The organism is Cellulosimicrobium composti, assembly GCF_009711085.1.
In the GTDB taxonomy this organism is placed as follows: Bacteria; Actinomycetota; Actinomycetes; order Actinomycetales; family Cellulomonadaceae; genus Cellulosimicrobium; species Cellulosimicrobium composti.
The window spans coordinates 1-23,897 of the sequence record NZ_WMKA01000048.1 but is presented as its reverse complement, the minus strand read 5'-3'; the positions used below and the strand labels follow the sequence as shown (position 1 = coordinate 23,897).

Annotated in this window: 19 protein-coding genes and 1 pseudogene; 11 read left to right on the top strand and 9 right to left on the bottom strand. The window is 75.8% G+C overall.

Annotation, left to right across the window (positions count from 1 at the left end; genetic code table 11):
• Both epsC and GJV82_RS16020 read left to right on the top strand, forming a co-directional pair.
• The gene (gene epsC, locus GJV82_RS16025; protein ID WP_024842205.1) at positions 1-630 is read left to right on the top strand and encodes a serine O-acetyltransferase EpsC; all 630 of its coding nucleotides are present in this window, start codon (positions 1-3) and stop codon (positions 628-630) included.
• A gap of 296 nt (positions 631-926) precedes the next feature.
• Positions 927-1,964 (top strand): LLM class F420-dependent oxidoreductase, encoded by a 1,038-nt coding sequence (locus GJV82_RS16020; RefSeq protein WP_115942332.1) that lies wholly within the window; start codon positions 927-929, stop codon positions 1,962-1,964.
• A 45-nt stretch (positions 1,965-2,009) separates the two neighbouring features.
• Here GJV82_RS16020 and GJV82_RS16015 read toward each other — a convergent pair whose 3' ends face one another.
• Entirely contained in the window at positions 2,010-2,435 is a 426-nt protein-coding gene (locus GJV82_RS16015; RefSeq protein WP_155099922.1) for an MGMT family protein, read from the bottom strand.
• 65 nt (positions 2,436-2,500) lie between these two features.
• Here GJV82_RS16015 and GJV82_RS16010 point away from each other — a divergent pair, with 65 nt between their 5' ends.
• Positions 2,501-3,841, top strand: coding sequence for a GNAT family N-acetyltransferase (locus GJV82_RS16010; protein WP_155099921.1), 1,341 nt, complete (start codon positions 2,501-2,503; stop codon positions 3,839-3,841).
• A 64-nt stretch (positions 3,842-3,905) separates the two neighbouring features.
• On the opposite strand, the gene GJV82_RS16005 is transcribed toward GJV82_RS16010, so the two are convergent.
• Together GJV82_RS16005 and GJV82_RS16000 are read right to left on the bottom strand one after the other, a co-directional pair.
• Positions 3,906-4,925, bottom strand: a complete 1,020-nt coding sequence (locus GJV82_RS16005; RefSeq protein WP_318657736.1) for an Fpg/Nei family DNA glycosylase — start codon at positions 4,923-4,925, stop codon at positions 3,906-3,908.
• Position 4,926: 1 nt separating this feature from the next.
• Complete coding sequence (locus GJV82_RS16000) at positions 4,927-5,388, bottom strand: ribose-5-phosphate isomerase (protein WP_024842200.1); 462 nt, start codon at positions 5,386-5,388, stop codon at positions 4,927-4,929.
• 60 nt (positions 5,389-5,448) lie between these two features.
• On the opposite strand from GJV82_RS16000, the gene GJV82_RS15995 reads away from it, so the two are divergent.
• On the top strand, positions 5,449-7,503 hold the full coding sequence (locus GJV82_RS15995; protein ID WP_155099920.1) for a M13 family metallopeptidase: 2,055 nt from the start codon (positions 5,449-5,451) through the stop codon (positions 7,501-7,503).
• A 75-nt stretch (positions 7,504-7,578) separates the two neighbouring features.
• Here the strand turns inward: GJV82_RS15995 and GJV82_RS15990 are convergent, their stop codons facing one another.
• Entirely contained in the window at positions 7,579-8,769 is a 1,191-nt protein-coding gene (locus GJV82_RS15990) for a hypothetical protein (RefSeq protein ID WP_155099919.1), read from the bottom strand.
• A 167-nt stretch (positions 8,770-8,936) separates the two neighbouring features.
• Positions 8,937-9,581 carry a mycothiol-dependent nitroreductase Rv2466c family protein gene (locus GJV82_RS15985; RefSeq protein ID WP_318657735.1) on the bottom strand — a complete coding sequence of 215 codons (645 nt, stop codon included), beginning with the start codon at positions 9,579-9,581 and terminating at the stop codon, positions 8,937-8,939.
• A 236-nt stretch (positions 9,582-9,817) separates the two neighbouring features.
• On the opposite strand from GJV82_RS15985, the gene pepN reads away from it, so the two are divergent.
• Complete coding sequence (gene pepN / locus GJV82_RS15980; RefSeq protein ID WP_318657734.1) at positions 9,818-12,397, top strand: aminopeptidase N; 2,580 nt, start codon at positions 9,818-9,820, stop codon at positions 12,395-12,397.
• Positions 12,398-12,477: 80 nt separating this feature from the next.
• Here pepN and malQ read toward each other — a convergent pair whose 3' ends face one another.
• Entirely contained in the window at positions 12,478-14,661 is a 2,184-nt protein-coding gene (gene malQ / locus GJV82_RS15975) for a 4-alpha-glucanotransferase (protein ID WP_318657733.1), read from the bottom strand.
• Positions 14,662-14,751: 90 nt separating this feature from the next.
• On the opposite strand from malQ, the gene GJV82_RS15970 reads away from it, so the two are divergent.
• Positions 14,752-15,858 carry a mechanosensitive ion channel family protein gene (locus GJV82_RS15970; RefSeq protein ID WP_155099918.1) on the top strand — a complete coding sequence of 369 codons (1,107 nt, stop codon included), beginning with the start codon at positions 14,752-14,754 and terminating at the stop codon, positions 15,856-15,858.
• 120 nt (positions 15,859-15,978) lie between these two features.
• Here the strand turns inward: GJV82_RS15970 and GJV82_RS15965 are convergent, their stop codons facing one another.
• Positions 15,979-16,224, bottom strand: a complete 246-nt coding sequence (locus GJV82_RS15965; protein WP_024842193.1) for a glucose PTS transporter subunit EIIB — start codon at positions 16,222-16,224, stop codon at positions 15,979-15,981.
• Between the two features lie 238 nt (positions 16,225-16,462).
• On the opposite strand from GJV82_RS15965, the gene ptsP reads away from it, so the two are divergent.
• The 5 genes from ptsP to GJV82_RS20240 all read left to right on the top strand — a co-directional run bounded on the left by ptsP (position 16,463) and on the right by GJV82_RS20240 (position 22,446).
• The gene (gene ptsP, locus GJV82_RS15960) at positions 16,463-18,166 is read left to right on the top strand and encodes a phosphoenolpyruvate--protein phosphotransferase (protein WP_318657732.1); all 1,704 of its coding nucleotides are present in this window, start codon (positions 16,463-16,465) and stop codon (positions 18,164-18,166) included.
• Between the two features lie 219 nt (positions 18,167-18,385).
• A complete protein-coding gene (locus tag GJV82_RS15955; RefSeq protein WP_024842191.1) occupies positions 18,386-18,772 on the top strand; it encodes a globin in 387 nt (128 codons plus the stop codon).
• Positions 18,773-18,805: 33 nt separating this feature from the next.
• On the top strand, positions 18,806-19,765 hold the full coding sequence (locus GJV82_RS15950) for an acyl-CoA thioesterase (RefSeq protein ID WP_376739838.1): 960 nt from the start codon (positions 18,806-18,808) through the stop codon (positions 19,763-19,765).
• 90 nt (positions 19,766-19,855) lie between these two features.
• Entirely contained in the window at positions 19,856-20,830 is a 975-nt protein-coding gene (locus tag GJV82_RS20245; protein WP_318657731.1) for a DNA topoisomerase IB, read from the top strand.
• Complete coding sequence (locus tag GJV82_RS20240) at positions 20,827-22,446, top strand: SDR family oxidoreductase (protein ID WP_318657730.1); 1,620 nt, start codon at positions 20,827-20,829, stop codon at positions 22,444-22,446. The genes GJV82_RS20245 and GJV82_RS20240 overlap by 4 nt, the downstream gene beginning before the upstream one ends.
• Here the strand turns inward: GJV82_RS20240 and GJV82_RS15940 are convergent.
• Complete coding sequence (locus GJV82_RS15940) at positions 22,376-22,873, bottom strand: acyl-CoA thioesterase (protein WP_155099916.1); 498 nt, start codon at positions 22,871-22,873, stop codon at positions 22,376-22,378. The genes GJV82_RS20240 and GJV82_RS15940 overlap by 71 nt on opposite strands.
• A 202-nt stretch (positions 22,874-23,075) precedes the next feature.
• A pseudogene (locus GJV82_RS19565) lies at positions 23,076-23,897 on the bottom strand (GTP-binding protein HSR1); the annotation flags it as partial.

Sequence of the window (23,897 nt, the reverse complement as noted above, 5' to 3'; positions counted from 1 at the left end):
GTGACGCAGCCCCTCCCCCGCGGACGGACGGCCGGCCACCGGCTGCGCCGGTTCGTGCGCGTCCTCGGCGAGGACCTCGAGGCGGCCCGGCGGCGCGACCCCGCCGCGCGCAGCCGCCTCGAGGTCGCGCTCGCCTACCCCGGCGTGCACGCGGTCTGGGCGTACCGCCTCGCGCACCGCATGTGGCGCGAGCCGCTGCTGCGCCTGCCCGCGCGGCTCGTGTCGCAGGCGGCGCGCGCGCTCACGGGCGTGGAGATCCACCCCGGCGCGCGCATCGGCCGGCGCCTGTTCATCGACCACGGCATGGGGGTCGTGGTCGGCGAGACGGCGGTGGTCGGCGACGACGTCGTGCTGTTCCACACGTCGACGCTCGGCGGGCGGTCGATGAAGCGCGGCAAGCGGCACCCGACGCTCGGGGACCGCGTCGTCGTCGGCGCGGGGGCGAAGATCCTCGGTCCGGTGTGGGTCGGCGACGACGTGCAGGTGGGGGCGAACGCCGTCGTCGTCAAGGACGTGCCCGCGGGCGCGGTCGCGGTGGGCGTCCCGGCGCGCGTGCGGATGCCGTCCGGCACGCCCGCGGCGCGGGACGCGGTCGAGGACCCGTCCCTGCTCATCGAGTACGTCATCTGAGGGGTCGCGCCCGCCCGGGCCCGGTGCGAGGGGCCGTCGTCCGCGAGGACGGCGGCCCCTCGCCGCGTCCCGGGCGGCGTCCGGGCGGCGCGCGGGAGGTCGGCGAACCACCCCGCCGGATCCGCTAGGGTGGTGGCGGGCGGTACCAGAGACTCCGCGTACCGGATACCCCCCTGCCCGGCCCGCGGGCCGGGTACCGCCCACCTCCGCCGCCGCGCGGCACCGGTCCCCCGACCGCCGCACACCGCCGCCCGCCCGGCACCGACCCGTACGACCCTCGACGAGGAGGAGCGCGCATGCGACTCGGCATCCACACCGGCTACTGGTCGGCCGGCCCTCCGGACGGCATCCAGGACGCGGTCGTCGCCGCGGACCGCCTCGGCGTGGACTCGGTGTGGACCGCGGAGGCCTACGGCTCCGACGCGTTCACGCCGCTCGCGTGGTGGGGCTCGCGCACGAGCCGCATCCGCCTCGGCACGGCCGTCGCGCAGCTCTCCGCGCGCACCCCGACCGCGACGGCCATGGCCGCGCTGACGATGGACCACCTCTCGGGCGGCCGGTTCGTGCTCGGCCTCGGGGTCTCGGGCCCGCAGGTGGTCGAGGGCTGGTACGGCCAGCCGTACGCGAAGCCGCTCGCGCGCACGCGCGAGTACGTGCAGGTCGTGCGCGACGTGCTGCGCCGCGAGGCGCCCGTGACGTCGGCCGGGCCGCACTACCCGCTCCCCCTGCCCGAGGGCACGGGCCTCGGCAAGCCCCTGCGCTCGACCGTCCACCCGCTGCGCGCCGACCTGCCGATCCACCTCGCGGCCGAGGGGCCCAGGAACATCGCCCTCGCGGCCGAGATCGCCGACGGCTGGCTCCCGCTGTTCTACTCCCCCCGCATGGACGCGACGTTCCGCGAGCTGCTCGCGGACGGCTTCGCGCGGCGCGCGCCCGAGCGCTCGCCCGAGTCCGCGTTCGAGGTGAGCGCGACCGTCCCCGTCGTGGTGCGCGAGCACGTCGAGCAGGCCGCGGACCAGGTGCGCCCGTTCCTCGCGCTGTACGTGGGCGGGATGGGCGCCAAGGGCGCGAACTTCCACCGCGACGCGCTCGACCGCCTCGGGTACGCCGAGGCGTGCGACGAGATCCAGGCGCACTACCTCGCGGGCCGCAAGGACCTCGCCGCCGCCGCGGTCCCGACCGCGATGGTCGAGGACGTCGCGCTCGTCGGCCCGCCGGACAAGATCGCGCGCGACCTCGCGGCGTGGCGCGAGACCGCCGTCACGACGCTCCTCGTCCAGGGCGACGCGACCGCCGTGACGACGCTCGCGCCGCTCCTCGCGCAGACCTCCTGAGGCGCTGGCGGGGCCGGGTGGCGCGGCGCCGCTCGCGCGCTCGTGTCAGTCGGCCCCGGGCCCGTCGGAGCCGGGGAACCAGACGGCGCGGCGCAGGTCGACCCGGCGCCCGTCACGCGTCAGCGGGCAGCCCTCGGCGCGCAGCTCGGCGAGCGCGGCGTCGAGGTGGTGCGCGGGCGGCGACCCCGCCGCGTTGACGACGCGCCACCACGGGACGGGGGCGCCGTCGTCGTCCACGCCGGACGACCCGGCGAGCACCTGCCCGACCTGCCGCGGCCCGCCACGACCCAGGGACTCGGCGACGATCTCCGCGACGAGCCCGTACGTCGTCGCGCGCGCCGGGGGGACCTGCCGCACGAGCGCGAGCACCGCCGCCGCGTACTGCGCCGCGAGCGCCGTGCGGTCGGGCTCGTCGGTCCGGGTGCCGGCGGGTGGCCCGTCCGTCGTGCGACCGCGCGTGCCTCGTGCCATGCGCACCGACTCTAGCCGCCCGGATTGTCCTGGCGCGACGACGGACGAGCCGCGAGGATCGGCGCATGACCGACCACCACCCCGCCGCGCTCCCCGACGGCTACGAGCTCGTCCCCCTGACCGTGGCCGACCACCGCGACGTGCTCGAGCTCGACACGACGACGTTCCCGTCACCCGTCGAGGTCGACGAGCTCGTCGACCTCCCGTTCCCCCTCACGTGGGAGCGCGTGCTCGGGGTGGTGCGCGAGCACGCGGACGACGACGCCGCACCGGTGGACGGTGCGCGGCCCGTGCGGCGCGAGCTCGTGGCGATGCACGCGTCGTACCCGTTCTCGCGGTTCCCCGTCCCCGGGTCGACGGCGCCCGTGGCGGGGCTGACGTGGGTGGGCGTGCACCCCGGGCACCGCCGCCGCGGGATCCTCTCCGCGATGATCGACACGCACCTCGCGCGGTGCCGCGAGCGCGGCGAGCCCGTGTCCGCGCTGTTCGCCGCGGAGGCCGCGATCTACGGACGCTTCGGGTACGGCAAGGCCGCGGACGACGTGCGGCTGACCGTCCCGCGCGGCGCTGCGCTGCGCGACGTTCCGGGGGCCGAGCGGCACACGGTCCGCATCGAGCGCGCGGACCGGGCCCGTCACGGCGCGCTCGTCGCGGACCTGCACGCGCGCGCGGGCGCCGACCCGACGGGTCAGGGCGCGGGCGTCAACCGGCCCGGGTGGGCGGCGCGCGAGACGCCCGAGCTCGACGCCGTGTTCTGGGACGACGCGAAGGTGTGGCGCAAGGACCGCGAGCCGACGCGCATCGCGATCGTCGAGCTCGACGGCGAGCCGCGCGGGTACGCCCGGTTCCACCGCAAGCTCTCGTGGGACGTGACCGGCCCGCGTGGCCCCGTGAGCGCGGGCGAGGTCGTGGCCCTGGACGCCGCGGCGGCGCGCGCGCTGTGGGGCGTGCTCACCGACCTCGACCTCACGCACGAGGTCACGCCGTTCATGCTCCCGGTCGACGACGTCGTCACGAGCCTGCTCGTCGACCCGCACTCCGCGTCCCCGCGCCTCGCGGACAACCTCTGGGTGCGGGTCGTGGACGTCGCGGCGGCCCTCGCGGCGCGGCGGTACGCGGCCGACGTCGACGTCGTGCTCCACGTGACCGACGACCGGTTGCCCGACAACGCGGGTCACTGGCGCCTGCGCGCGACGGCCTTCGGGGAGGCGACGGTCGAGCGCACGGAGGACGCCGCCGACCTCTCGCTCGACGTGCGCGAGCTCGGCGCGGCCTACCTCGGCGGCACGTCGCTCGCGGCCCTCGGTGCGGCAGGGCTCGTCACCGCGCACTCCGCCAGGGCGCTCGCGCGCGCGAGCGCGGCGTTCGGGTGGCCCGTCGCGCCCGTTTGCAGCTGGGTCTTCTGACGCGGGCTCCGGCGTCACGCGACCCGCGGGCGCGTCCGGGTCGTCCCGGGCGCGCCCGTCGGGGTCACGCCTGGCAGACGCCGCACCAGTAGAGGTTGCGGCCCGCGAGCTCCTTGAGCAGCACGGGCGTGCCGCACACGCGGCACGGCAGCCCGTCGCGGTGGTAGACGTAGAACGCCTCGTCCGCGGGCACGGCGTCGGGCGCACCGTCCGTGTTCTGCCGGACGCGACGGCGCCCGGGCGCGTCCGGGAGGTCGGGGCCGCGGTCGCGGTCCTCGGGCCGCGTCGTGACGATCGCGCCGGTCCGCGTCCCGTCGCGCATGAGCACGACGAGGTCGTCCCACAGGGCGCACAGGTCGTCGGTCGGGACGTCGCGACCGGGCCGCAGCGGGTCGAGCCGCGCGCGGAACAGCGACTCGGCGCGGTAGATGTTGCCCACACCCGCGACGACGTCCTGGTTCATGAGCAGCAGACCCACGGGGCTGCGCGACCGCCGGACCGCGGCGACGAACGTCTCGCGCGGGTCGGGCTCCCCCGGGCCGCGTTCCCGGATCGGGTCGGGGCCGAGCCGGTCCTCGACCGCACGCTTCTCCGCGCCGTCGACCACCTCGCACGCCGTCGGGCCCGTGAGGTCGGCGACCGCGTGCGCGCCGACGAGCCGGACGCGCACGGCGCCGCGGGGCGGCGGGGGCGACCACGCGCCGTCGGCCTCCGCGGCCTCCCCCGGTCCTGCCGGCACGGTCTCGCGCTCGCCGATGCGGCGGCGCGGGGCACCGATCGCGTGCACGACGGCGGTGCTGCCGTCGCCCGCGAACGTCCACGCCCCGTACAGCCCGAGGTGGACGCGGAGCCAGCGCACGTCGTCGGCGTCCGGCGCCGTGCGACCCGCGCCGGCGTGCGCGGGGTCGGCGAAGCCGAGGAAGAGCTGCTTGCCCCACGCCTCGCTCGCGACGAGGACGTGCCCGTCGAGCAGTGCCGCTCCGGCGGCGAACCGCCCTTGCGGGCTGCTCACCGCGAGCGCCTCGCCCGTGAACAGCTCGCCGAACGCGCGCGCGAGGCGGTGGACGGTGTGGCCCTCGGGCACGTCAGGCCGAGGCGCCGCGCGACCGCTCGTACGCCGCGAGCTGGTCGATCCGGCGCTGGTGGCGCGGGTCGCCGCTGAACGGCTCGGCGAGGAACGCGTCGACGAGCTCCACGGCCTCGTCGACGGAGTGCTGGCGCGCGCCGACCGCGACGACGTTCGCGTCGTTGTGCTGGCGCCCGAGGCGCGCGGTCTCGAGGTTCCACGCGAGCGCGGCGCGCACGCCCGCGACCTTGTTCGCCGCGATCTGCTCGCCGTTGCCGGAGCCGCCGATGACGATGCCGAGCGAGCCCGGCTCCGCGGCGACCGCCTCGCCCGCGGCGAAGCAGAACGACGGGTAGTCGTCCTGGGCGTCGTACGTGTGGGCGCCGTGGTCCACGACGTCGTGGCCCGCGGCACCGAGGTGCTCCACGAGGTGGGTCTTGAGCTCGAAGCCGGCGTGGTCCGCGGCGATGTGAACGCGCATGCGCCCATCATGCCCCAGCGGGCCCCCTGGACGTCGGGGCGAGGCCGTAGCCTGAGACGTATGACACAGACCTCCCCGACGTCCACGCCGGCGCCCTCGTCCGGCACGACCGACGCAGCGCGCTCCGGCATCGACCTCGACGCGCTGGACCCCGCCGTCCGCCCGCAGGACGACCTGTACCGCCACGTCAACGGGCGCTGGCTCGCGACGCACGAGATCCCCGCCGACCGCGCCATGGACGGGGCGTTCCGCGCCCTGCACGACCAGGCCGAGCTCCACGTGCGCGAGATCATCACCGACCTCGGCGAGCAGGTCGCCGCGGGCGCCGAGGGCGTCGGGCCGGACGCCGCGAAGGTCGGCGCGCTGTACGCGAGCTTCATGGACACCGAGCGCATCGAGGCGCTGGGCACGACGCCCCTGCAGGCCGACCTCGCGCTCGTCGCCGCGGCCTCGACGCAGGCCGAGCTCACCGGCGCGCTCGGCGCGCTGCAGCGCACGGGCGGCGCGGGCGCGGTCGGCTTCTGGGTCGACAACGACGCGAAGGACCCCGAGCGATACGTCGCCTACCTCTACCAGTCCGGCCTCGGGCTGCCCGACGAGGCGTACTACCGCGAGGACCAGTACGCCCCGGTGCGCGAGAAGTACGTGCCGCACGTCGCGCGGATGCTCGCGCTCGCGGGCGTGACGGCCGAGACGTGGGGCGCGTCGCCCGAGGAGGCGGCGCAGCGCGTCATGGCGCTCGAGACGCGGCTCGCCGCGAAGCACTGGGACGTCGTCCGCGACCGCGACGCCGACCTCACGTACAACCCGCGCACGCTGGCCGCGCTCGTCGACGAGGCGCCCGGCTTCGACTGGCGCGCGTGGGTGCTCGCCCTGGGGGCGCCGCAGGGGTCGTTCGACGAGGTCGTCGTGCGCGAGCCGGACTTCGCGTCCGGGTTCGCCGAGCTCTGGGCGAGCGAGCCCCTCGAGGACTGGAAGCTGTGGATGGTGTACCACCTGGTCACCGCCCGCGCGCCCTACCTCTCGGACGAGCTCGTGGAGGCGAACTTCGACTTCTACGGCCGCACCCTCTCGGGCGCGCAGGAGGTCCGTGAGCGCTGGAAGCGCGGCGTGTCCGTCGTCGAGGGGGCGCTCGGCGAGGCCGTCGGGGCGCAGTACGTGGCCCGCCACTTCCCGCCGTCGCACAAGGCGCGCATGGAGGAGCTCGTCGCGTACCTCGTGGCCGCGTACCGCGAGTCGATCATGACGCTCGACTGGATGACCGAGGAGACCAAGGAGAGGGCGCTCGCCAAGCTCGACGCCTTCACCCCGAAGATCGGCTACCCGGTGCGGTGGCGCGACTACTCGTCGCTCGTCGTCGAGCCCGACGACCTCGTCGGCAACGTGCGCCGTGCCCACGCGTTCGAGCAGGACCGCGAGCTCGGCAAGATCGGGCGCCCGATCGACCGCGACGAGTGGTTCATGACGCCGCAGACGGTCAACGCCTACTACAACCCGGGGATGAACGAGATCGTCTTCCCCGCGGCGATCCTCCAGCCGCCGTTCTTCGACCCGGAGGCCGACGACGCCGTCAACTACGGCGGCATCGGCGCGGTCATCGGGCACGAGATCGGGCACGGGTTCGACGACCAGGGCTCGAAGTACGACGGCGCGGGCCGCCTCGAGGACTGGTGGACCGCGACGGACCGCGAGGAGTTCGAGAAGCGCACGAAGGCGCTCATCGCGCAGTACGACGCGTTCCGCCCGGCCCAGCTCGGCGAGGACGGCCCGCACGTGAACGGCGCGCTGACGATCGGCGAGAACATCGGCGACCTGGGCGGGCTGTCGATCGCGCTCAAGGCGTACCGCATCGCGCTCGGTCGACCGCTGTCCGAGGCCCCGGTGGTCGACGGGCTCACGGGCATCGAGCGCGTGTTCCTCGGCTGGGCCCAGGTCTGGCAGGCGAAGGGCCGCGACGAGGAGGTCGTGCGGCGCATCGCGACGGACCCCCACGCGCCGAACGAGTTCCGGTGCAACGGCGTGGTGCGCAACGTGGACGAGTTCTACGCGGCGTTCGACGTCCAGCCGGGCGACGCGCTCTACCTCGCCCCCGAGGAGCGCGTGCGCATCTGGTGACACGACGACGCCGGGCCCGCGGCGGGTGCTCCCCGCCGCGGGCCCGGCGTGCGCGCCGGCCCGGCCGGCGCCCGGTCAGAGCGTGCGGATCCCGGCGCGGGCGATCGTGAACCCCTTGCCCGTCGCGGTCTCGCGGCACGTCATGCCGGTCTCCGCGCTGTCGCACGTGAACGGCCCGACGGTCTTCGAGGTGCCGTAGTCGAGGATCGCCGTGTCGCCGGGCGCGGGCTGCGGCTGCTCCGCGGCGGGCACGCACGGCTGCTCGACGCTGCCGTCGGCGCCGAGGACCACCTTGTAGCCGACCGTCCCGTCGCACCCGTCGACGGGCGCGGGCTGCGTCCCGAGCTGCGCGATGACGCACGTCGCGCTGACGTCGGTGACCTCGCACGTGATGTTGCGCGACTCCGACGCGAACGTCTCGGACACCGTCGGCTCCGGCGGCGCGGCCTCCTCGGCGTCCTGCGTGGGGCTCGCGGCCGGGGGCGGCGTCGTCGCGCCGCCGGCCGGGTCGTCGTCCCCGCCGCCGACGAGCGAGATCGCGAAGACGATCGCGCCGAGCACGAGCAGGGCGTCGACGACGATGAACGCGATCCACCCCGGGCTCAGCCGGTCGGACCGGCGCCCGCGGCCCCCGCCGCCGCGCGCCTCGCCGCCGCCGGACGCGGGCGGCGGGGTGGACCCGCCCGCCGGTCCCGCCGACGTGCGCGCTGCCGCTCCCGCGGGCGCGACCGAGGCCGGCGGGTGGTACGCGGGCTGAGGCTGCTGGTGCTGCTGGTGCTGCTGCGGGACGGAGCCGTACCCGCCGTGCGGCGCCGGGTCGTACGCCGCGGTCGCCGCCGGGTACGCGGACGTCGCGCCGTAGCCCGTGGGGGCGGCGTCCGCCGCGGGGTACGACGGGCGGCTCGCGGCCGTCCCGACCGGCGCCGCGACGCCGAACCCGTTCTGCTCCGTCGCGTAGCGCACGCGCTGCGGGGGCGCCGGGGCGGGGACGGCGGGCTGCGCGGCCGTCGGGAGCTGGGTGATCGGCGTGACCTGCTGCACCGTCGCCGGCTGGAACGACGACGCGACGACCGTCGGCTGCCCGTCCGCGGGCGTCGTGCGGGGCGCCTGCGCCGTCGGGCCACTCGTCGGCGAGAACGACGGCGGCACGGCGTGCACGGGCGGGGAGAACGCCGTCGTCGCCTGGACGTCGTCCCGACCGGCCGCGCCCCCGGGCACGCCGCCGGGCGGCGGCGGCGGCGGTGGCACGGGTGCGTTCGGGGACATGCTCTGCTCCTCGCGGGCTCCTCGTCGGACTCGCCCGGCGCGACCGGGCGGCGGGCGCTCCTGACACCGCCCGCGACCTGACGAAGCATGGCACGCCGCACCCGTGCGGGTCGAACCCCGCCGACGGTCGGACGCCTCCGTCGGCGGGGTCCGCGGACGGGTGTCCGTCAGTCGAACACGGGGCCCTGCGTGCGCGTGCGCTTGAGCTCGAAGAAGCCGGGCGTGCTCGCGACGAGGACGCACCCGTCCCACAGCCGACCTGCGGCTTCGCCCTTCGGGGCGGGCGTCACGACGGGCCCGAAGAACGCGGTGTCGCCGAACGCGACGACCGGGGTGCCGACGTCCTCGCCCACGCGCCCGATGCCCTCGGCGTGCGACGCCCGCAGCTGCTCGTCGTACGCGTCCGAGCGGGCCGCGTCGGCGAGCGAGGCCGGCAGCCCGACCTCCGCGAGCGCCTCCGCCAGCACGGCGTCGTAGTCGTCGCGGCCGCCCGGGTGCAGGCGCGTCCCGATCGCGTCGTAGAGGGGCTTGACGACCTCGTCGCCGTGCTCCACGCGCGCGGCGGTGACGACGCGCACCGGGCCCCACGCCTTGTCCATGAGCTCGCGGTACTTCTCGGGCAGGTCACGGCCCTCGTTGAGCACCGCGAGGCTCATGACGTGCCAGCGCACCGTCACGTCGCGCACCTGCTCGACCTCCCCCATCCAGCGGCTCGTCATCCAGGCCCAGGGGCACACGGGGTCGAACCAGAAGTCCGCGACGCGGACGTCGCTCCCGGTCGCGGTGGTGTCGGTCGTCGCGGTGAGGGTCACGGGACGGGTCTCCTTCGTCGTGGGACGGCGGTCCGGCGGGCCCGGGCCGTCGGTCGTGCGGCAGCGTGCGGCGGGGTGCCCGCGCGGGCACCCCACAGTCACGACGCCACGCGGCCGCAGCGTATTCCCGCGGGCTCTTCTCCGGGGGTGCGCGCGGTCGTGCGTGGGATGATCGTCCGTGGCCCACAGGCCGACGTCGTGGCCGCCCGGCCCGACCCCGAGACCGAGGAGATGCAGTGCCCGGAGAGAACCTCACCCGCGCCGAGGCGAGCGAGCGCGCGGCGATCGTCGACGTCCAGTCCTACGAGGTCGACCTCGACCTCACGACGGGGGCGACGACGTTCGCGTCGACGACCGTGGTGCGGTTCACCGCGACCGAGGGCGCGAGCACGTTCGTGGACCTCGTCGCGCCGACCGTGCGCGAGGTCGTGCTCAACGGACGGTCGCTCGACCCGGCGCAGGTGTTCGCCGACTCGCGCATCGCGCTCGACGGCCTCGCTGCCGAGAACGAGCTGCGCGTCGTCGCGGACTGCGCGTACACGAACACGGGCGAGGGCCTGCACCGGTTCGTCGACCCCGTCGACGGCGAGGTCTACCTCTACACCCAGTTCGAGGTGCCGGACTCACGGCGCGTGTTCGCCGTGTTCGAGCAGCCCGACCTCAAGGCGACGTTCGCGTTCACCGTCACCGCGCCCGCGGCGTGGCAGGTCGTGAGCAACCAGCCGACGCCGGAGCCCGAGTCGCTCGGGACGACGGCCGACCCGACCGGCACCGGCGCCGGCGACGTCGAGGTCGCGCGCTGGGCGTTCGAGCCGACGCCGCGCATCTCGTCGTACATCACCGCGCTCGTCGCGGGGCCGTACGTCGTGGAGCGCAGCGAGCTCACGTCGTCCGACGGCCGCACCATCCCGCTCGGGGTGTTCTGCCGCGCGTCGCTCGCCGACCACATGGACGCCGACTACGTGTTCGACAAGACGCGCGAGGGCTTCGCGTTCTTCGAGTCCGCGTTCGAGCACCCGTACCCGTTCGACAAGTACGACCAGCTCTTCGTGCCCGAGTACAACATGGGCGCGATGGAGAACGCCGGGTGCGTGACGTTCACCGAGACGTACGTGTTCCGCTCCAAGGTCACGGACGCCGTCAAGGAGCGCCGCGTCGTGACGATCCTCCACGAGCTCGCGCACATGTGGTTCGGCGACCTCGTGACCATGAAGTGGTGGAACGACCTGTGGCTCAACGAGTCGTTCGCGGAGTACGCGTCGACGCTCGCGACCGCCGAGGCGACCGAGTGGCGCGAGGCGTGGACGACGTTCGCCGCGATGGAGAAGTCCTGGGCGTACCGCCAGGACCAGCTGCCCTCGACGCACCCCATCGTCGCGACGATCAACGACCTCGAGGACGTGTTCGTCAACTTCGACGGCATCACCTACGCCAAGGGCGCGTCGGTGCTCAAGCAGCTCGTCGCGTGGGTCGGCAAGGAGCAGTTCCTCGCCGGCGTCGCGGCGTACTTCCGCAAGCACGCGTGGGGCAACACCGAGCTGCGCGACCTGCTCGTCGAGCTCGAGGCCACGAGCGGTCGTGACCTCGGCGCGTGGTCCGCGCTGTGGCTCGAGACCGCGGGCGTGAACACGCTGCGGCCCGAGTTCGACCTCGACGCCCACGGCCGCTTCACCACGTTCTCGGTGGTGCAGACCGCGCCGGCCGACCACCCGACGCTGCGCCCGCACCGGCTCGGCATCGGCTTCTACGACCTCGTGGACGGCGTGCTGACGCGCGTGCACCGCGTCGAGGTCGACGTGGACGGCCCGCGCACCGAGATCCCCGAGCTGCTCGGCCTCGACCGCCCGCAGCTCGTGCTGCTCAACGACGACGACCTCGCGTACGCGAAGATCCGCCTCGACCCCGCGTCGCTCCAGGTCGCGACCGAGCACCTCGCCGACCTCGCGGACCCCCTGGCGCGCTCGCTCGTGTGGGGCTCGGCGTGGGACGCGACGCGCGACGGCGAGACCCCGGCGAGCGACTACGTGCGCCTCGTGCTCGGCAACATCGCGCGCGAGACCGAGTCCACGACGATCCGCACGACGCTCAACCAGCTCGCGCTCGCGACGAAGACGTACGTCGCGCCCGAGCGCCGCGTGGAGACGCTCGCGCACGTCGGTGACGTGCTGTGGTCGCTCGCGCAGGAGGCCGCCGCCGGGTCCGACCTGCAGTTCCAGCTCGTGAAGTTCTTCGCCCACCTCGCGTCGACGCCGGCGCACGGCGAGGCGCTGCGCTCGCTGCTCGACGGCTCGGCCGCGCTCGACGGGCTCGAGATCGACACCGACCTGCGCTGGGAGATCCTCGAGGGCCTCGTGCTGCTCGACCTCGCGGACGACGCGGAGATCGAGGCGACGCTCGCCGCCGACTCGACGGCGACCGGCCAGCAGTCGGCGGCGCGCGCCCGGGCGACCGTGCCGACGGCCGAGGCGAAGCGTGAGGCGTTCGACCGCCTCGTCGGCTCCGACGACGCCCCGAACGCGATCGTGCGCGCGACGACGCTGGGCTTCCAGCACGTCAACGACCCCGAGTCGCTCGCGCCGCTCGTCGGCGCGTACTTCGACGCGCTCCTGCCCCTGTGGGACCAGCGGTCGTACCACATCGCGGAGGCGCTCGTCACGGGCCTGTACCCCGCACCCCTCGCGAGCACCGTGCTGCGCGACGCGACGCAGGAGTGGCTCGACGCGAACGCCGACGCCGCGCCCGCGCTGCGCCGCCTCGTCGTCGAGAACCTCGCGGGCGTCGAGCGGGCGCTCGCGGCGCAGGCCGCCGACGCCTGACCCGGCACCGACAGCGCGCCGAGCATGCTGTCGTGGCGCGTCCGGCGACCCGGACGCGCCGCGACCGCATGCTCGGCGGGTCAGAGGGGGTCGTTCATCGCCTTCGCGAGGGAGCGCAGGCGCGCGGAGTCGAACAGGTCCTCGAGCAGGACGACGTTGCCCGACGAGTCGCCGAGCGGCACCTTCCAGTTCGGGTACTCCTGGTCCGTGCCGGGCTGGTTCTGCGAGCGACGCTCGCCCACGGCGTCCGCGAGCGAGACGCCGACGAGCGCGGACGGCGTGCCGCGCACGAGGCGGTGCAGCGCCTCGACGAGCTCGCGCTCGGACGGGTCGTCGCCCACGAGCCCCCGCTCGCGCAGGAACGCGACCATGGCGTCACGCTCGGCGCGGGCCGCGCGGCGCACCGTCGCGACGTCCTCCGTGAGGACGCCGAGGCGGTCGCGCAGCTCGACGTGCTCACCGGCGAGGTAGCCGGCCGTGGGCGGCAGGTCGTGCGTCGTGACGGTCGCGAGCGCGAGCGGGCGGTAGTCCTCGGGCGGCAGCGGGGCGCCGTCGGCGGTCTTCTCGAACCACAGCACCGAGGTGCCGAGCACGCCGCGGTCGGCGAGGTAGTCGCGCACCCAGGGCTCGTAGACGCCGAGGTCCTCGCCGATGACGATCGCCCCGGCGCGCTGGGCCTCGAGGCACAGGATGCCGACGAGCGCCTCGTGGTCATAGCGCACGTACGCGCCCGCGTCGGCGCGCGCGCCGCCGGGGATCCACCACAGGCGGAAGAGCCCGATGACGTGGTCGACCCGGATCGCGCCGGCGTGCCGCAGGACGGTGCGCAGCATGTCCCGGTAGGGCGCGTACCCGGCGCGCGCGAGCGCCTTGGGGTGCCACGGGGGCTGCGACCAGTTCTGCCCCTGCTGGTTGTACATGTCCGGCGGAGCCCCGACGGACACGCCCGTCGCGAGCACGCCGCGGTGCGCCCACACGTCGGCGCCCTCGGGGTGCACGCCGACCGCGAGGTCGTGCATGATCCCCACCGACATGCCGGCCTCGCGCGCCGTGCGCTGAGCCGCGCGGAGCTGCTCGTCGGCGACCCACTGGAGCCAGCAGTAGAACTCGACGCGGTCGGCGAGCTGCTCGCGCAGCGCGGCCACGGTCGGCCCGTTGGGGTCGAACGCGCCGGGCGGCCAGTCGCGGTCGCCGTAGTGGTCGGCGAGCGCGCACCACGTCGCGAAGTCCTCGAGGCCCCGGCCCTGCTCGGCCCGGAACGCGTCGAGCGACGCCTGTCGCGCGGTCGAGCGCGGCGCAGCGAACACGACCTCGAGCGCGGCCTTCTTGGCCTCCCAGGCGGCGTCGCGGTCGATCGGGCCCGGATCGGTGTCGAGGTCGCGCACCGGGTCGAACGCCCACTCGACGAGCGAGCGGTCCGCGGCGGAGAGGTACGCGGTCTCGCGGATGTCCTCGACCCGCACGTACAGCGGGTTGACGAAGCGCCGGCTCGTCGGCAGGTAGGGCGACGGCGTCATGGGCGTGCGGGGCTCGGCGGCGTGCAGCGGGTTGACGAGCACGAAGTCCGCGCCGGCCTCGCGCGCGGACAGCCATGCGAGGTCCGCGAGGTCCGCGAGGTCGCCCACGCCCCACGAAGCGCGCGAGCGCACCGAGTACAGCTGGGCCATGAAGCCCCACGTGCGGCGCTCGGCGACCTCCGCGGGCAGCTCGAGGCGCTGCGGCGTCACGACGAGCGTCGCGCGCGCCTGCGTGCCGTCGCTCTCGGCGTGCAGGTCGTGCCAGCCGAGCGGCAGGTCGGCCGGGACCTCGAACGTCGCGCGGCCCACGCGCCGCCCGTCGACCGTGCGCGGCTCGACGAACACGTCGAGCTGCGCGAGGTCGCGGCGCTCGCGCGGGGCGCGGGCCGCGTGCTGGCCGACGGGTTGCCCCCCGTGGCGGGCGGGCTCGGCCTCGAGCTCGACCCAGACCGCGACGGACGACCCGTCCTGCACGTGCACGGGCACGGGCACCGCGTCGCCCTGTCTCACGACGACGGTCGGCGGCAGCATCTGGCGCCACGCGTCGTCGCGCGAGTGCTCGAGGCTGACCGCGACCTTCTCGGGCGACGACGCCGGGACCCCGAGAGCCTCGAGCACCGCGACGAGCGTCGAGGCGCGCACCTGGCGCCGAGTGCCGTCGAAGTCCCAGAAGTCGGACGCGACGCCGTGGGCGTCGGCCAGCTGCACCAACGGCTCGGGCAGGTCCGTCTGCGGGGGTTCGCTCACGCCTGCATCCTGCCAGAACGCGGGCCCGCGAGCAGCGCGTTCGCCCGGCGCGCCCGGGGTCCGCCCACCCGGCCCGGGTAGCCTGCGCTCATGCCCCAGCCCGTCCTGCTCCCTCTCCTGGCGCTGCCCACCGACACCACCGAGCCCCTGGAGCCGTTCGACCCGTCGGACTCCCAGTCCTGGCTCGACTGGTTCGTGGGACTCCCGCTGCGCGTGCTCCTCGTCGTCGGGATCGGCGCGATCGTCCTCGCGGTCGTGCGCCGCCTCATCCGCCGAGTCACGGAGCAGATCGCGCAGGGCACGCCCGCGCTGCGGAGCAAGCGGCTGCAGGGCGTGGGCGAGTCGGGCGTCGGCACGGTCCTGCTGCGCGCGAACCCGCTCGCGAGCGCCCGGCGCGCCCAGCGCGCCCGCACGGTGGGGTCGGTGCTGCGGTCCGTCGCGAACATCGTCATCGGCGCGACGATCGTGCTCATGGTGCTCGCCGAGCTCGGCGTCGACATCGCGCCGTTCCTCGCGTCGGCGGGCATCGCCGGCGTCGCGCTGGGCTTCGGCGCGCAGAGCCTCGTCAAGGACTTCCTCTCCGGCACGTTCATGCTGCTCGAGGACCAGTACGGCGTCGGGGACACGGTCGACTTCGGCGAGGTCACGGGCACGGTCGAGGAGGTCGCGCTGCGCGTCACCAAGGTGCGCGACGGCGACGGCACGCTGTGGTTCGTGCGCAACGGGGAGATCCTGCGCACCGGCAACAAGACCCAGGAGTGGGGCCGCGCGACGGTCGACGTGCGCGTCGCGTACTGGGCGGACGTCGAGACGGTGCGCGCGGCGCTGCGGGCCGCCGGCGAGCAGGTCGCGAGCGACCCCGTGCTCGGCACGTACGTCCTCGAACCGCCCCTGGTGTCCGGCATCGAGGCGATGACGGCCGAGGCGCTCGAGCTCAAGGTGCAGGTCAAGACGCAGGCCGCGATGCAGTGGGAGGTCGCGCGAGCGCTGCGCGCGAGCGTGCGCCTGGCGCTGTCCGACGCGCGGGTCCCGCTCGCCGGGGCCCAGCAGGTGGTCGTCCTCGACCACTCCCCCTCCGAGCCCGACGAGCCGCGGGACCCCGACGCGCAGGCCGAGGACGCGGCCGCCGACGGAACGCGGGAGGAGGGTGCGCCGTCGGGACCCGACGACGCGGGCTCGCCGCGCACGACGCGCTGATCCGGGCGCGCGACGGCGGACGGGCGCCGTCGGGCGCGTACCGTCCGACGCGCGTCGGCGGGCAGGCGTCGGCGGGTGCGCCTCGGTGGCGCCGGCCCCGCGGGCGGGGCCGGCCCGGGATCAGCGCAGGCCGTCGAGCTCCGCGGCGAGGTTGTCGGCCTCGGGGCCGACGATGACCTGCACGACGCGGCCCGAGCGCACGACGCCGAAGGCGCCCGTCGCCTTGAGACGCGCCTCGTCGACGAGCTGGGGGTCGGTCACCTCGACGCGCAGTCGCGTGATGCACGGCTCCAGGTCGACCACGTTCCCCTGGCCCCCGAGGGCTTCGAGGATCTGCTGTGCCTTCTGGTCCGAGGGGGTGCTCATCGAATGTCTCTCCTGAGGCGGGTCGAGGGGATCCCCGCGCGGGATCCGGGGTGTCGGGGTGCCGTGCACCTGGCAACAGCCTAGTCTCCTGGCGAGGTTGTCACCGGATCGAGGCCGCTCGGCAACGCCCGCGCAACAGGCGTGTGCGTCCGGGACCGGGGTCGAGCGGTGACGGGCACGCGTGCGCACCGGCCCGGGCACCCGGGTCGCACGCCCGAGGCGGACAGGAGCGAGGGTCGTGACGGGCGGACACCAGGACGAGGAACGGCAGGTCATCACGGGCATCGGGGTGTGCCCCGGGACCGTCGTGGGGCCGGTCGTGCTCATGCCGGAGCCGATCGAGGAGCCCGCGCGGGGGCTGCGGCTCGGACCGCGTGAGGACCACGAGGCGCAGGCGCGTCGCGTGGACGCCGCGGCGGCCCGGGTCGCCGGCGACCTGCAGCGCGCGGCCGACGCGGCCGACGGCGAGACGCGCGACGTGCTCGAGGCGACCGCCGCGATGGCGGCCGACCCGACGCTCGCCGCCGACGCCCGTCGCCGCGTGCTCGACGAGCACCTCGTGCCGGAGCGCGCGGTGTGGGAGGCGGCCGAGGAGGTCGTGCGCCAGTTCACCGAGCTCGGCGGCTACTTCGCCGAGCGCGCGCGGGACGTCGCGGACGTGCGCGACCGGCTCGTCGCGGCGCTCACCGACCGGCCCGCGCCGGGCGTCCCGGAGCACGCCGAGCCGTTCGTCCTCGTCGCGCCCGACCTCGCGCCGTCGGCGACGGCGGCGCTCGACCCGGCGCGCGTGCTCGCGATCGTCACGGACGGCGCCGGACCGACGTCGCACACCGCGATCGTCGCCAACGCCAAGGGCATCCCGGCCGTCGTCGCCGCGACGGGGGCGAGCGCGGCGCTCGCCCCGGAGGACGTCGTGCTCGTCGACGGGTCGGCGGGCACCGTCGTCGTGCACCCGTCCGAGGCCCAGGTCGCGGCCGCGCGGGCGCGCTCCCAGCAGGTCCGCACGTTCGACGGCACGGGCCGCACGCGCGACGGGCACCGCGTCCAGCTCCTCGCGAACGTCGGCGACCCGGCGGGTGCGGAGCCCGCGGCGGCCGCGGGCGCCGAGGGCGTCGGGCTCTTCCGCTCCGAGTTCTGCTTCCTCGACCGCGAGCAGCCGCCGACGGTCGAGGAGCAGGTCGTCGCCTACCGCACCGTGTTCCGCGCGTTCGCCGGGCGCAAGGTCGTCATCCGCACGCTCGACTCGGGCGCGGACAAGCCGCTGCACTTCCTCACGGTCGACGACGAGGAGAACCCCGCGCTCGGCGTGCGCGGGCTGCGCACCGCCGCGCGCTGGCCCGAGCTGCTCGAGGAGCAGCTCGACGCGATCGCGCAGGCGGCCGCGGCGGAGGAGGCCGAGGTGTGGGTCATGGCGCCGATGGTCTCGACCGTGGGCGAGACCGAGTGGTTCGTCGAGCGCTGCCGGGCGCACGGCCTCGACGTCGCGGGCGTCATGGTCGAGGTCCCCAGCGCCGCGCTGCTCGCCGGACCGATCCTCGCGCGCGCCGCGTTCGCGTCGATCGGCACCAACGACCTCACGCAGTACACGATGGCCGCCGACCGGCTCCTGGGGTCGCTCGCGGAGCTCAGCGACCCGTGGCAGCCCGCGGTCCTGCGCCTCGTCGAGGCGACGTGCGCGGGCGGCGCGCAGCAGGGCCGGCCCGTCGGCGTGTGCGGCGAGGCGGCGTCACAGCCCGTGCTCGCGGTCGTCCTCGTGGGGCTCGGCGTGTCGTCGCTGTCGATGACGGCGCGCGCGATCCCGGACGTCGCGGCGCTGCTGCGCGAGGTCGACCTCGACGAGTGCCGCAGGCTCGCGCGGCTCGCGGTCGAGGCCGAGAGCGCGGCCCAGGCGCGCGCCGTCGTGCGGGAGAACCTGCCCGTCCTCGCCGGCCTCGGCCTCTGACCGACCTCTGCCCTCCCCGACCGGGCGCGCGCCCGCGCGGTGAGCGACGTGCGTCCGGTCGTCGCGTGTGACATGCGCCCGCGTCGCCGCGTGCGGCCCGGCCGTGCCCGGCGCCGGTGCGATGATGGGCGCGTGACGACCGAGCCCACCCCCCGCACGTCGCTGCCCGTCGCCGGACTGTCGAACGGCGCGACCGGCCCGACCGCCGACGCCGCGCCGGTGCGCCCGAGCCGCACCTTCTACGACGAGGTCGGCGGCCACGAGACGTTCGTCCGCCTCGTCGACGCGTTCTACGCGGGCGTCGCCGAGGACCCGGTGCTCAAGCCGATGTACCCCGAGGAGGACCTGGGCCCCGCGCGCTGGCGCCTCACGGCGTTCCTCGAGCAGTACTGGGGCGGCCCGACGACGTACAGCGAGCAGCGCGGGCACCCGCGCCTGCGGATGCGGCACGCCCCCTACAAGGTCAACCCCGACGCGCGCGACCGCTGGCTGACCCACATGCGCGCCGCCGTCGACACCCTCGGCCTCGCGCCGATCCAGGAGGCGACGCTGTGGGACTATCTGGAGCGCGCGGCGCACTCGCTCCTCAACACCTTCGAGGACTGACCCGACCCGCCGCCGAGCGAAGGAGCCCCACCCGTGACCCCCGAGCCCACGCCGCCCGCCTCGTCGCGCTCGTCCTCACCCGGACCGACGTCGGACGACGCCCCGCGCGAGCAGGTGCCGAACCCGCTCCACCACCTCCTCGACGTGCTGCGTCTGGAGCGGGTGGGCGACGGCGACGGGTCGGCCGCCGACCCCGAGCACTTCCGCGGGGTGAGCGTGCACCAGCCCACGGGGCGCGTGTACGGCGGCCAGGTGCTCGCGCAGGCCGTCCTCGCAGCCGGGCGCACCGTCCCCGACGGGCGGCTCCCCCACTCGCTGCACGGGTACTTCCTGCGGCCCGGGGGCCTCGACGTCCCCATCGACTTCGCGGTCGAGCGGCTGCGCGACGGGCGCTCGTTCAGCGCGCGCCGCACGCACGCGATCCAGCACGGCAAGCCGATCCTGTCGATGATCTCCTCGTTCCAGGAGCTCCAGGGCGGCATCGAGCACGCGTCGCGCATGCCCGACGCCCCGCCGCCGGAGGACGTGCCGTCGGCGCTCGACGTGCTCGGCGGCATCGACCACCCGATCGCGCGGTTCTGGTCGCACCACTCGGCGTTCGAGCTGCGGCACGTCGGCGGGTCGCTCTACCTCGGGCCGGACCACGAGCCCAAGGACCACCAGATGGTGTGGATGCGCTCGCGCGGCGACGTGGGCGACGACCAGCTGCTGCACCGCGCGCTCATGGCCTACGCGTGCGACCAGGTCATGCTCGAGCCGATCCTGCGCCAGTCCGGCACGAGCTGGGTCACCCCCGACATCTCGATCGCGAGCCTCGACCACGCCATGTGGTGGCACCGCGACGTGCGCGTCGACGAGTGGCTGCTGTACGTGCAGTCGGCGTCGAGCGCCCAGGGCGGCCGCGGGCTCGGCGCCGCGCGCGTGTTCGCGCAGGACGGCACGCTCGTCGCGTCGATCGCCCAGGAGGGCATGATCCGCGTCCCCGCGATGTGACGAGCCCGCGCCGGGCCCCGGCCCGGCGCCGCGCCCCGGTGAGGGGCCTCCCGGGCTGCGACCTCGGGCCCGGCGCCCGACACTGTCGGGGTGCGACTGCGCCGTGTGACCGTGACCTCCCCCGGCTACTCGCGGCGCCCGAAGGGCGACTCGTGGGTGTTCCTCGACGTCGAGGGCCTGCCCCTGACCGACGAGGAGGAGGTCGCGCGCTGCACGCGCCTCGCCGTCCCCCCGGCCTGGACCGACGTGTGGATCTGCCGCTACCCCAACGGCCACATCCAGGCCTTCGGGCGCGACGTCGCGGGGCGCGGCCAGTACCTCTACCACGAGCAGTGGCAGGTGCGCCGGGCCCGGCGCAAGCACGACCACGTGCTCGACGTCGGTCGGCGCCTTCCCGCCGCCCGCCGCCGGGTCGCGCGCGACCTCGCCCGGCCCGGGATGGGGCGCGCGAAGGTGCTCGCGCTCGCGTTCCGGCTCCTCGACCTCGCGTACTTCCGCGCCGGCGGCGAGATCTACGCCCAGCAGAACAAGAGCTACGGCCTCGCGACGATCCGCAAGGAGCACGCGCGCGTGCGCCGCGACGGCAGCGTGCACTTCCACTACCCGGCGAAGTCGGGCCAGGTGCGCGACGTCGTCGTCGAGGACCCGGTCGTCGCCGACCTCGTCACGACCCTCAAGCGGCGGCGCGGCGGGGTGGAGCTGCTCGCGTGGCGCGAGCAGGGACCCGACGGCCGCGCCCGGTGGCACGACGTCACGAGCGCGGACGTCCAGGCGGGGATCAAGGAACGGCTCGGCGACGACGCGACGCCCAAGGACTTCCGCACGTGGCACGCGACGGTCCTCGCGGCGCGCGCGCTCGCCGACGCGGGCGCTCCCCCGCGCTCGGACCGCGCCCGGCGGCGCGTCGTCACGGGCATCGTCAAGGACGTCGCGGAGGAGCTCGGCAACACGCCCGCCGTCGCGCGGTCGTCGTACATCGACCCGCGCCTGTTCGACCTGTGGGAGCGCGGGGAGACGATCGGCTCGACGCGCGCCGAGCGCGAGCTCCTGGAGCTGCTGTCGTGAGGGCCGCGGTCACGGGCGTCACCGGGTACGTGGGCGGTCGGCTCGTGCCCGAGCTCCTGCGGGCCGGGTTCGACGTGCGCGCGCTCGCCCGGCACCCGGAGCGGCTCGCGGGGCGCGAGTGGGTCGACGACGTCGAGGCGGTCGCGGCCGACGCGAGCGACCTCGAGCAGATCCGGGCCGCCCTCGCCGACGTGGACGTCGCGTACTACCTCGTGCACTCGCTCGGCACCGGCCCGACGTTCGAGGCCCGCGACCGCCGCACCGCGCTGACGTTCGCGCGTGCCGCGCGCGAGGCCGGGGTCGGGCGCATCGTCTACCTCGGCGGGATGTACCCGGACGTCCCGGAGGGCGACCTCTCGCCGCACCTCGCGTCGCGCAAGGAGGTGGGCGACATCCTGCTCGCGTCCGGCGTCCCGACGACGGTGCTCCAGGCCGCCGTGATCCTCGGCTCCGGGTCGGCGTCGTTCGAGATGATGCGGTACCTCACCGAGCGGCTGCCCGCGATGACGACGCCGCGGTGGGTCGACAACCGCATCCAGCCCATCGCCGTGCGCGACGTGCTGCGCTGCCTCGTCGGGTCCGCGACGATGCCGCCCGACGTGTCGCGCGCGTTCGACGTGGGCGGCCCCGACGTGCTCACCTACCGCGAGATGATGCAGCGCTACGCGCGGGTCGCGGGGCTGCCGCGACGCGCGATCGTCAGCGTGCCCGTGCTCACGCCGAAGCTGTCGAGCCACTGGGTCGGGCTGGTCACTCCCGTCCCGTCGGGCATCGCGCGACCGCTCGTCGAGTCGCTCCAGCACGAGGTCGTGTGCGGCGAGCACGACATCGCCCGCTACGTGCCCGACCCGCCCGAGGGCCTGCTCGGGTTCGACCAGGCCGTCGAGCTCGCGCTCGAGCGCATCCACGACGGCGAGGTCACGACGCGGTGGTCGTCCGCCGCGGCGCCCGGCGCGCCGTCGGACCCGCTGCCGAGCGACCCCGACTGGGCGGGCGGCTCCCTCTACGTCGACGAGCGGCGGACCGTCGTCGACGCGCCGGCCGAGGTGCTGTGGCGCGTGGTCGAGGAGATCGGCGGCCCGCGCGGCTGGTACTCGTGGTCGCTCGCGTGGCGCGTGCGCGGGCTCCTCGACCGGCTCGCCGGCGGGCCGGGACTGCGCCGCGGACGCCGCGACGAGCGCCACCTGCGGGTGGACGACGAGCTCGACTGGTGGCGCGTCGAGGCGATCGAGCCGGGACGCCGCCTGCTGCTGCGCGCCGAGATGCGCCTGCCCGGCCTCGCGTGGCTCGAGCTGCGCGTCGACGACGCCGCGGCCGAGCTGCCGGAGGCCTCGCGCCCCGGCGCGCCCGGGCCCGCACCGCAGGACGCGAGCGGGCCGGGCCGCACGTACTTCGCGCAGCGCGCCCTGTTCCACCCGCACGGGCTCGCGGGCCAGCTCTACTGGTGGGCGGTCAAGCCCTTCCACGGCGTCGTGTTCGGCGGGATGCAGCGCAACATCGCACGCGCGGCCGAGACCGCGGCGCGGGGAGCGGCGGGCGTCGGTCTCAGCGGCGCCGGCGGAACGACAGCGGCTCCTCGACGAACGGCTCCCACGCCGCGCGCTCGGCCTCGGTGATGCGGCGCGGCGACCCGGTCGCGGCGTCCACGACGACGATCGTCGTCGCGGCCTTCGCGTAGGGCGCGCCCCCGGAGGTCGGGCCCGTGCGCGGGAACCGTGCTGCGCCGTCGTGCACCTCGTAGCAGACCTCGAGGCTCGCGCCCCCGAGGTGCCCGATCCACAGCTCGACGCGCACGGGCGTGCGCGTGAAGCCGAGCGGCCGCAGGTACTCGATCTCCTGGCGCGCGACGAGCGTGTGGCTCGTCGCGTGGGGCCCGGTCTCCAGGACGGCCGTCGGCCACGCGTCCTCCCCCGCCTCGGGGTGGGTCCAGAACGCGGTGATCCGCGCGTCCTCGAGCAGCCGGAACATCTCGACGTTGTTCACGTGGGCGTACGCGTCGAGGTCGGACCACCGCAGGGAGACGGGCACGTGCAGACGGGTCATGAGGGTCCTCTCGCTCGACGGGCGCCGGCGGCGGGTGCGCCCCGGCCGTCGACCATTCTCTCCCCCGCCGAGCACGACTCTCCGCGCGGTCGAGCACGGGGTTGTCGTCGTTGTCGGACGGATGACGACACCAACCCCGTGTTCGGCGGGTGCGGCGGCCGGGGCTGGGTGGTGGGGTGGGGTGGGGTGGTGCGGTGGGGCGTCAGGACGCGGCGACGAGGGCCGCGGTGCGGCAGCTCGCGAGCGCGGCGAGCTCCTCGCCCACCGGGAGCCGCACGAGGCGGTCGGCGACCTGGCCCACGGCGTCGCGCAGGCGACGCCGGGCGCGCGCGGCGCGGCGACGCCCGCCCACGGCGGCGGCGGCGCGCGAGACGAGCGCGACGAGGACCCCGACGACGACCCCGCCGAGCGCGAGCAGCGTCGGCCACGGCAGCTCCAGCGCACCGGGACCCCCGAGCGTGAGCACGGGCGTCGGCGGCTCCGGCAGGCGCAGGTAGACGAAGCCCCACAGCGCGGCGAGCCACAGGAGACCGACGACGAGCGCGGCGAGCACGAGCCACTGGAACGCGCCCACGACACGCCACCACACCGGGCGCCGCGACGCCTCGAGCTCGGTCCCGGCGACGGCCTGGTCGAGCGCGTCGGCGAGGTCGGCCGCGCCCTCGGAGGCCCGACGCCGCACCGCGAGCGCCCAGTCGTCCGGCAGTCCCGCCGTCGCCCCGGCCGCGTAGTCGCGCACGGCCGTCTGCGCACCGGCCCGCAGCGCCGCGCCGACGGCGGGCAGCGACGTGCGCGCGAGCTCGGGGCGGACCTCGCCGACGTCGGTGCCGAGCTCCTTCGCGGCCCGTGCGCGCGACGAGCCCGGCGCCGGCCCCGCGCGCAGGCCGATGCGCCGCAGCGGGTCGGGCCGGAACCGGCCGACCCAGCGCGTGACGGGCCAGCCGGTCGCGGCACGCGCGTCGCGCACGGCCGAGCCGCGCACGGCCGCGACGACCGTCGGGACGCCCGCCGCCGCCTCGAGGGC

What these genes read in the sequence shown, in the direction of transcription:
- GJV82_RS16000 (WP_024842200.1), bottom strand. Translation starts at nt 5,388, where the DNA reads ATGCGCGTTCACATCGCCGCGGACCACGCCGGCTTCGAGCTCAAGACC.
- GJV82_RS15970 (WP_155099918.1), top strand. Translation starts at nt 14,752, where the DNA reads ATGCCCCAGCCCGTCCTGCTCCCTCTCCTGGCGCTGCCCACCGACACC.
- GJV82_RS16015 (WP_155099922.1), bottom strand. Translation starts at nt 2,435, where the DNA reads ATGGCACGAGGCACGCGCGGTCGCACGACGGACGGGCCACCCGCCGGC.
- GJV82_RS15940 (WP_155099916.1), bottom strand. Translation starts at nt 22,873, where the DNA reads ATGACCCGTCTGCACGTGCCCGTCTCCCTGCGGTGGTCCGACCTCGAC.
- GJV82_RS15990 (WP_155099919.1), bottom strand. Translation starts at nt 8,769, where the DNA reads ATGTCCCCGAACGCACCCGTGCCACCGCCGCCGCCGCCGCCCGGCGGC.
- GJV82_RS16020 (WP_115942332.1), top strand. Translation starts at nt 927, where the DNA reads ATGCGACTCGGCATCCACACCGGCTACTGGTCGGCCGGCCCTCCGGAC.
- GJV82_RS15995 (WP_155099920.1), top strand. Translation starts at nt 5,449, where the DNA reads ATGACACAGACCTCCCCGACGTCCACGCCGGCGCCCTCGTCCGGCACG.
- GJV82_RS16010 (WP_155099921.1), top strand. Translation starts at nt 2,501, where the DNA reads ATGACCGACCACCACCCCGCCGCGCTCCCCGACGGCTACGAGCTCGTC.
- GJV82_RS15965 (WP_024842193.1), bottom strand. Translation starts at nt 16,224, where the DNA reads ATGAGCACCCCCTCGGACCAGAAGGCACAGCAGATCCTCGAAGCCCTC.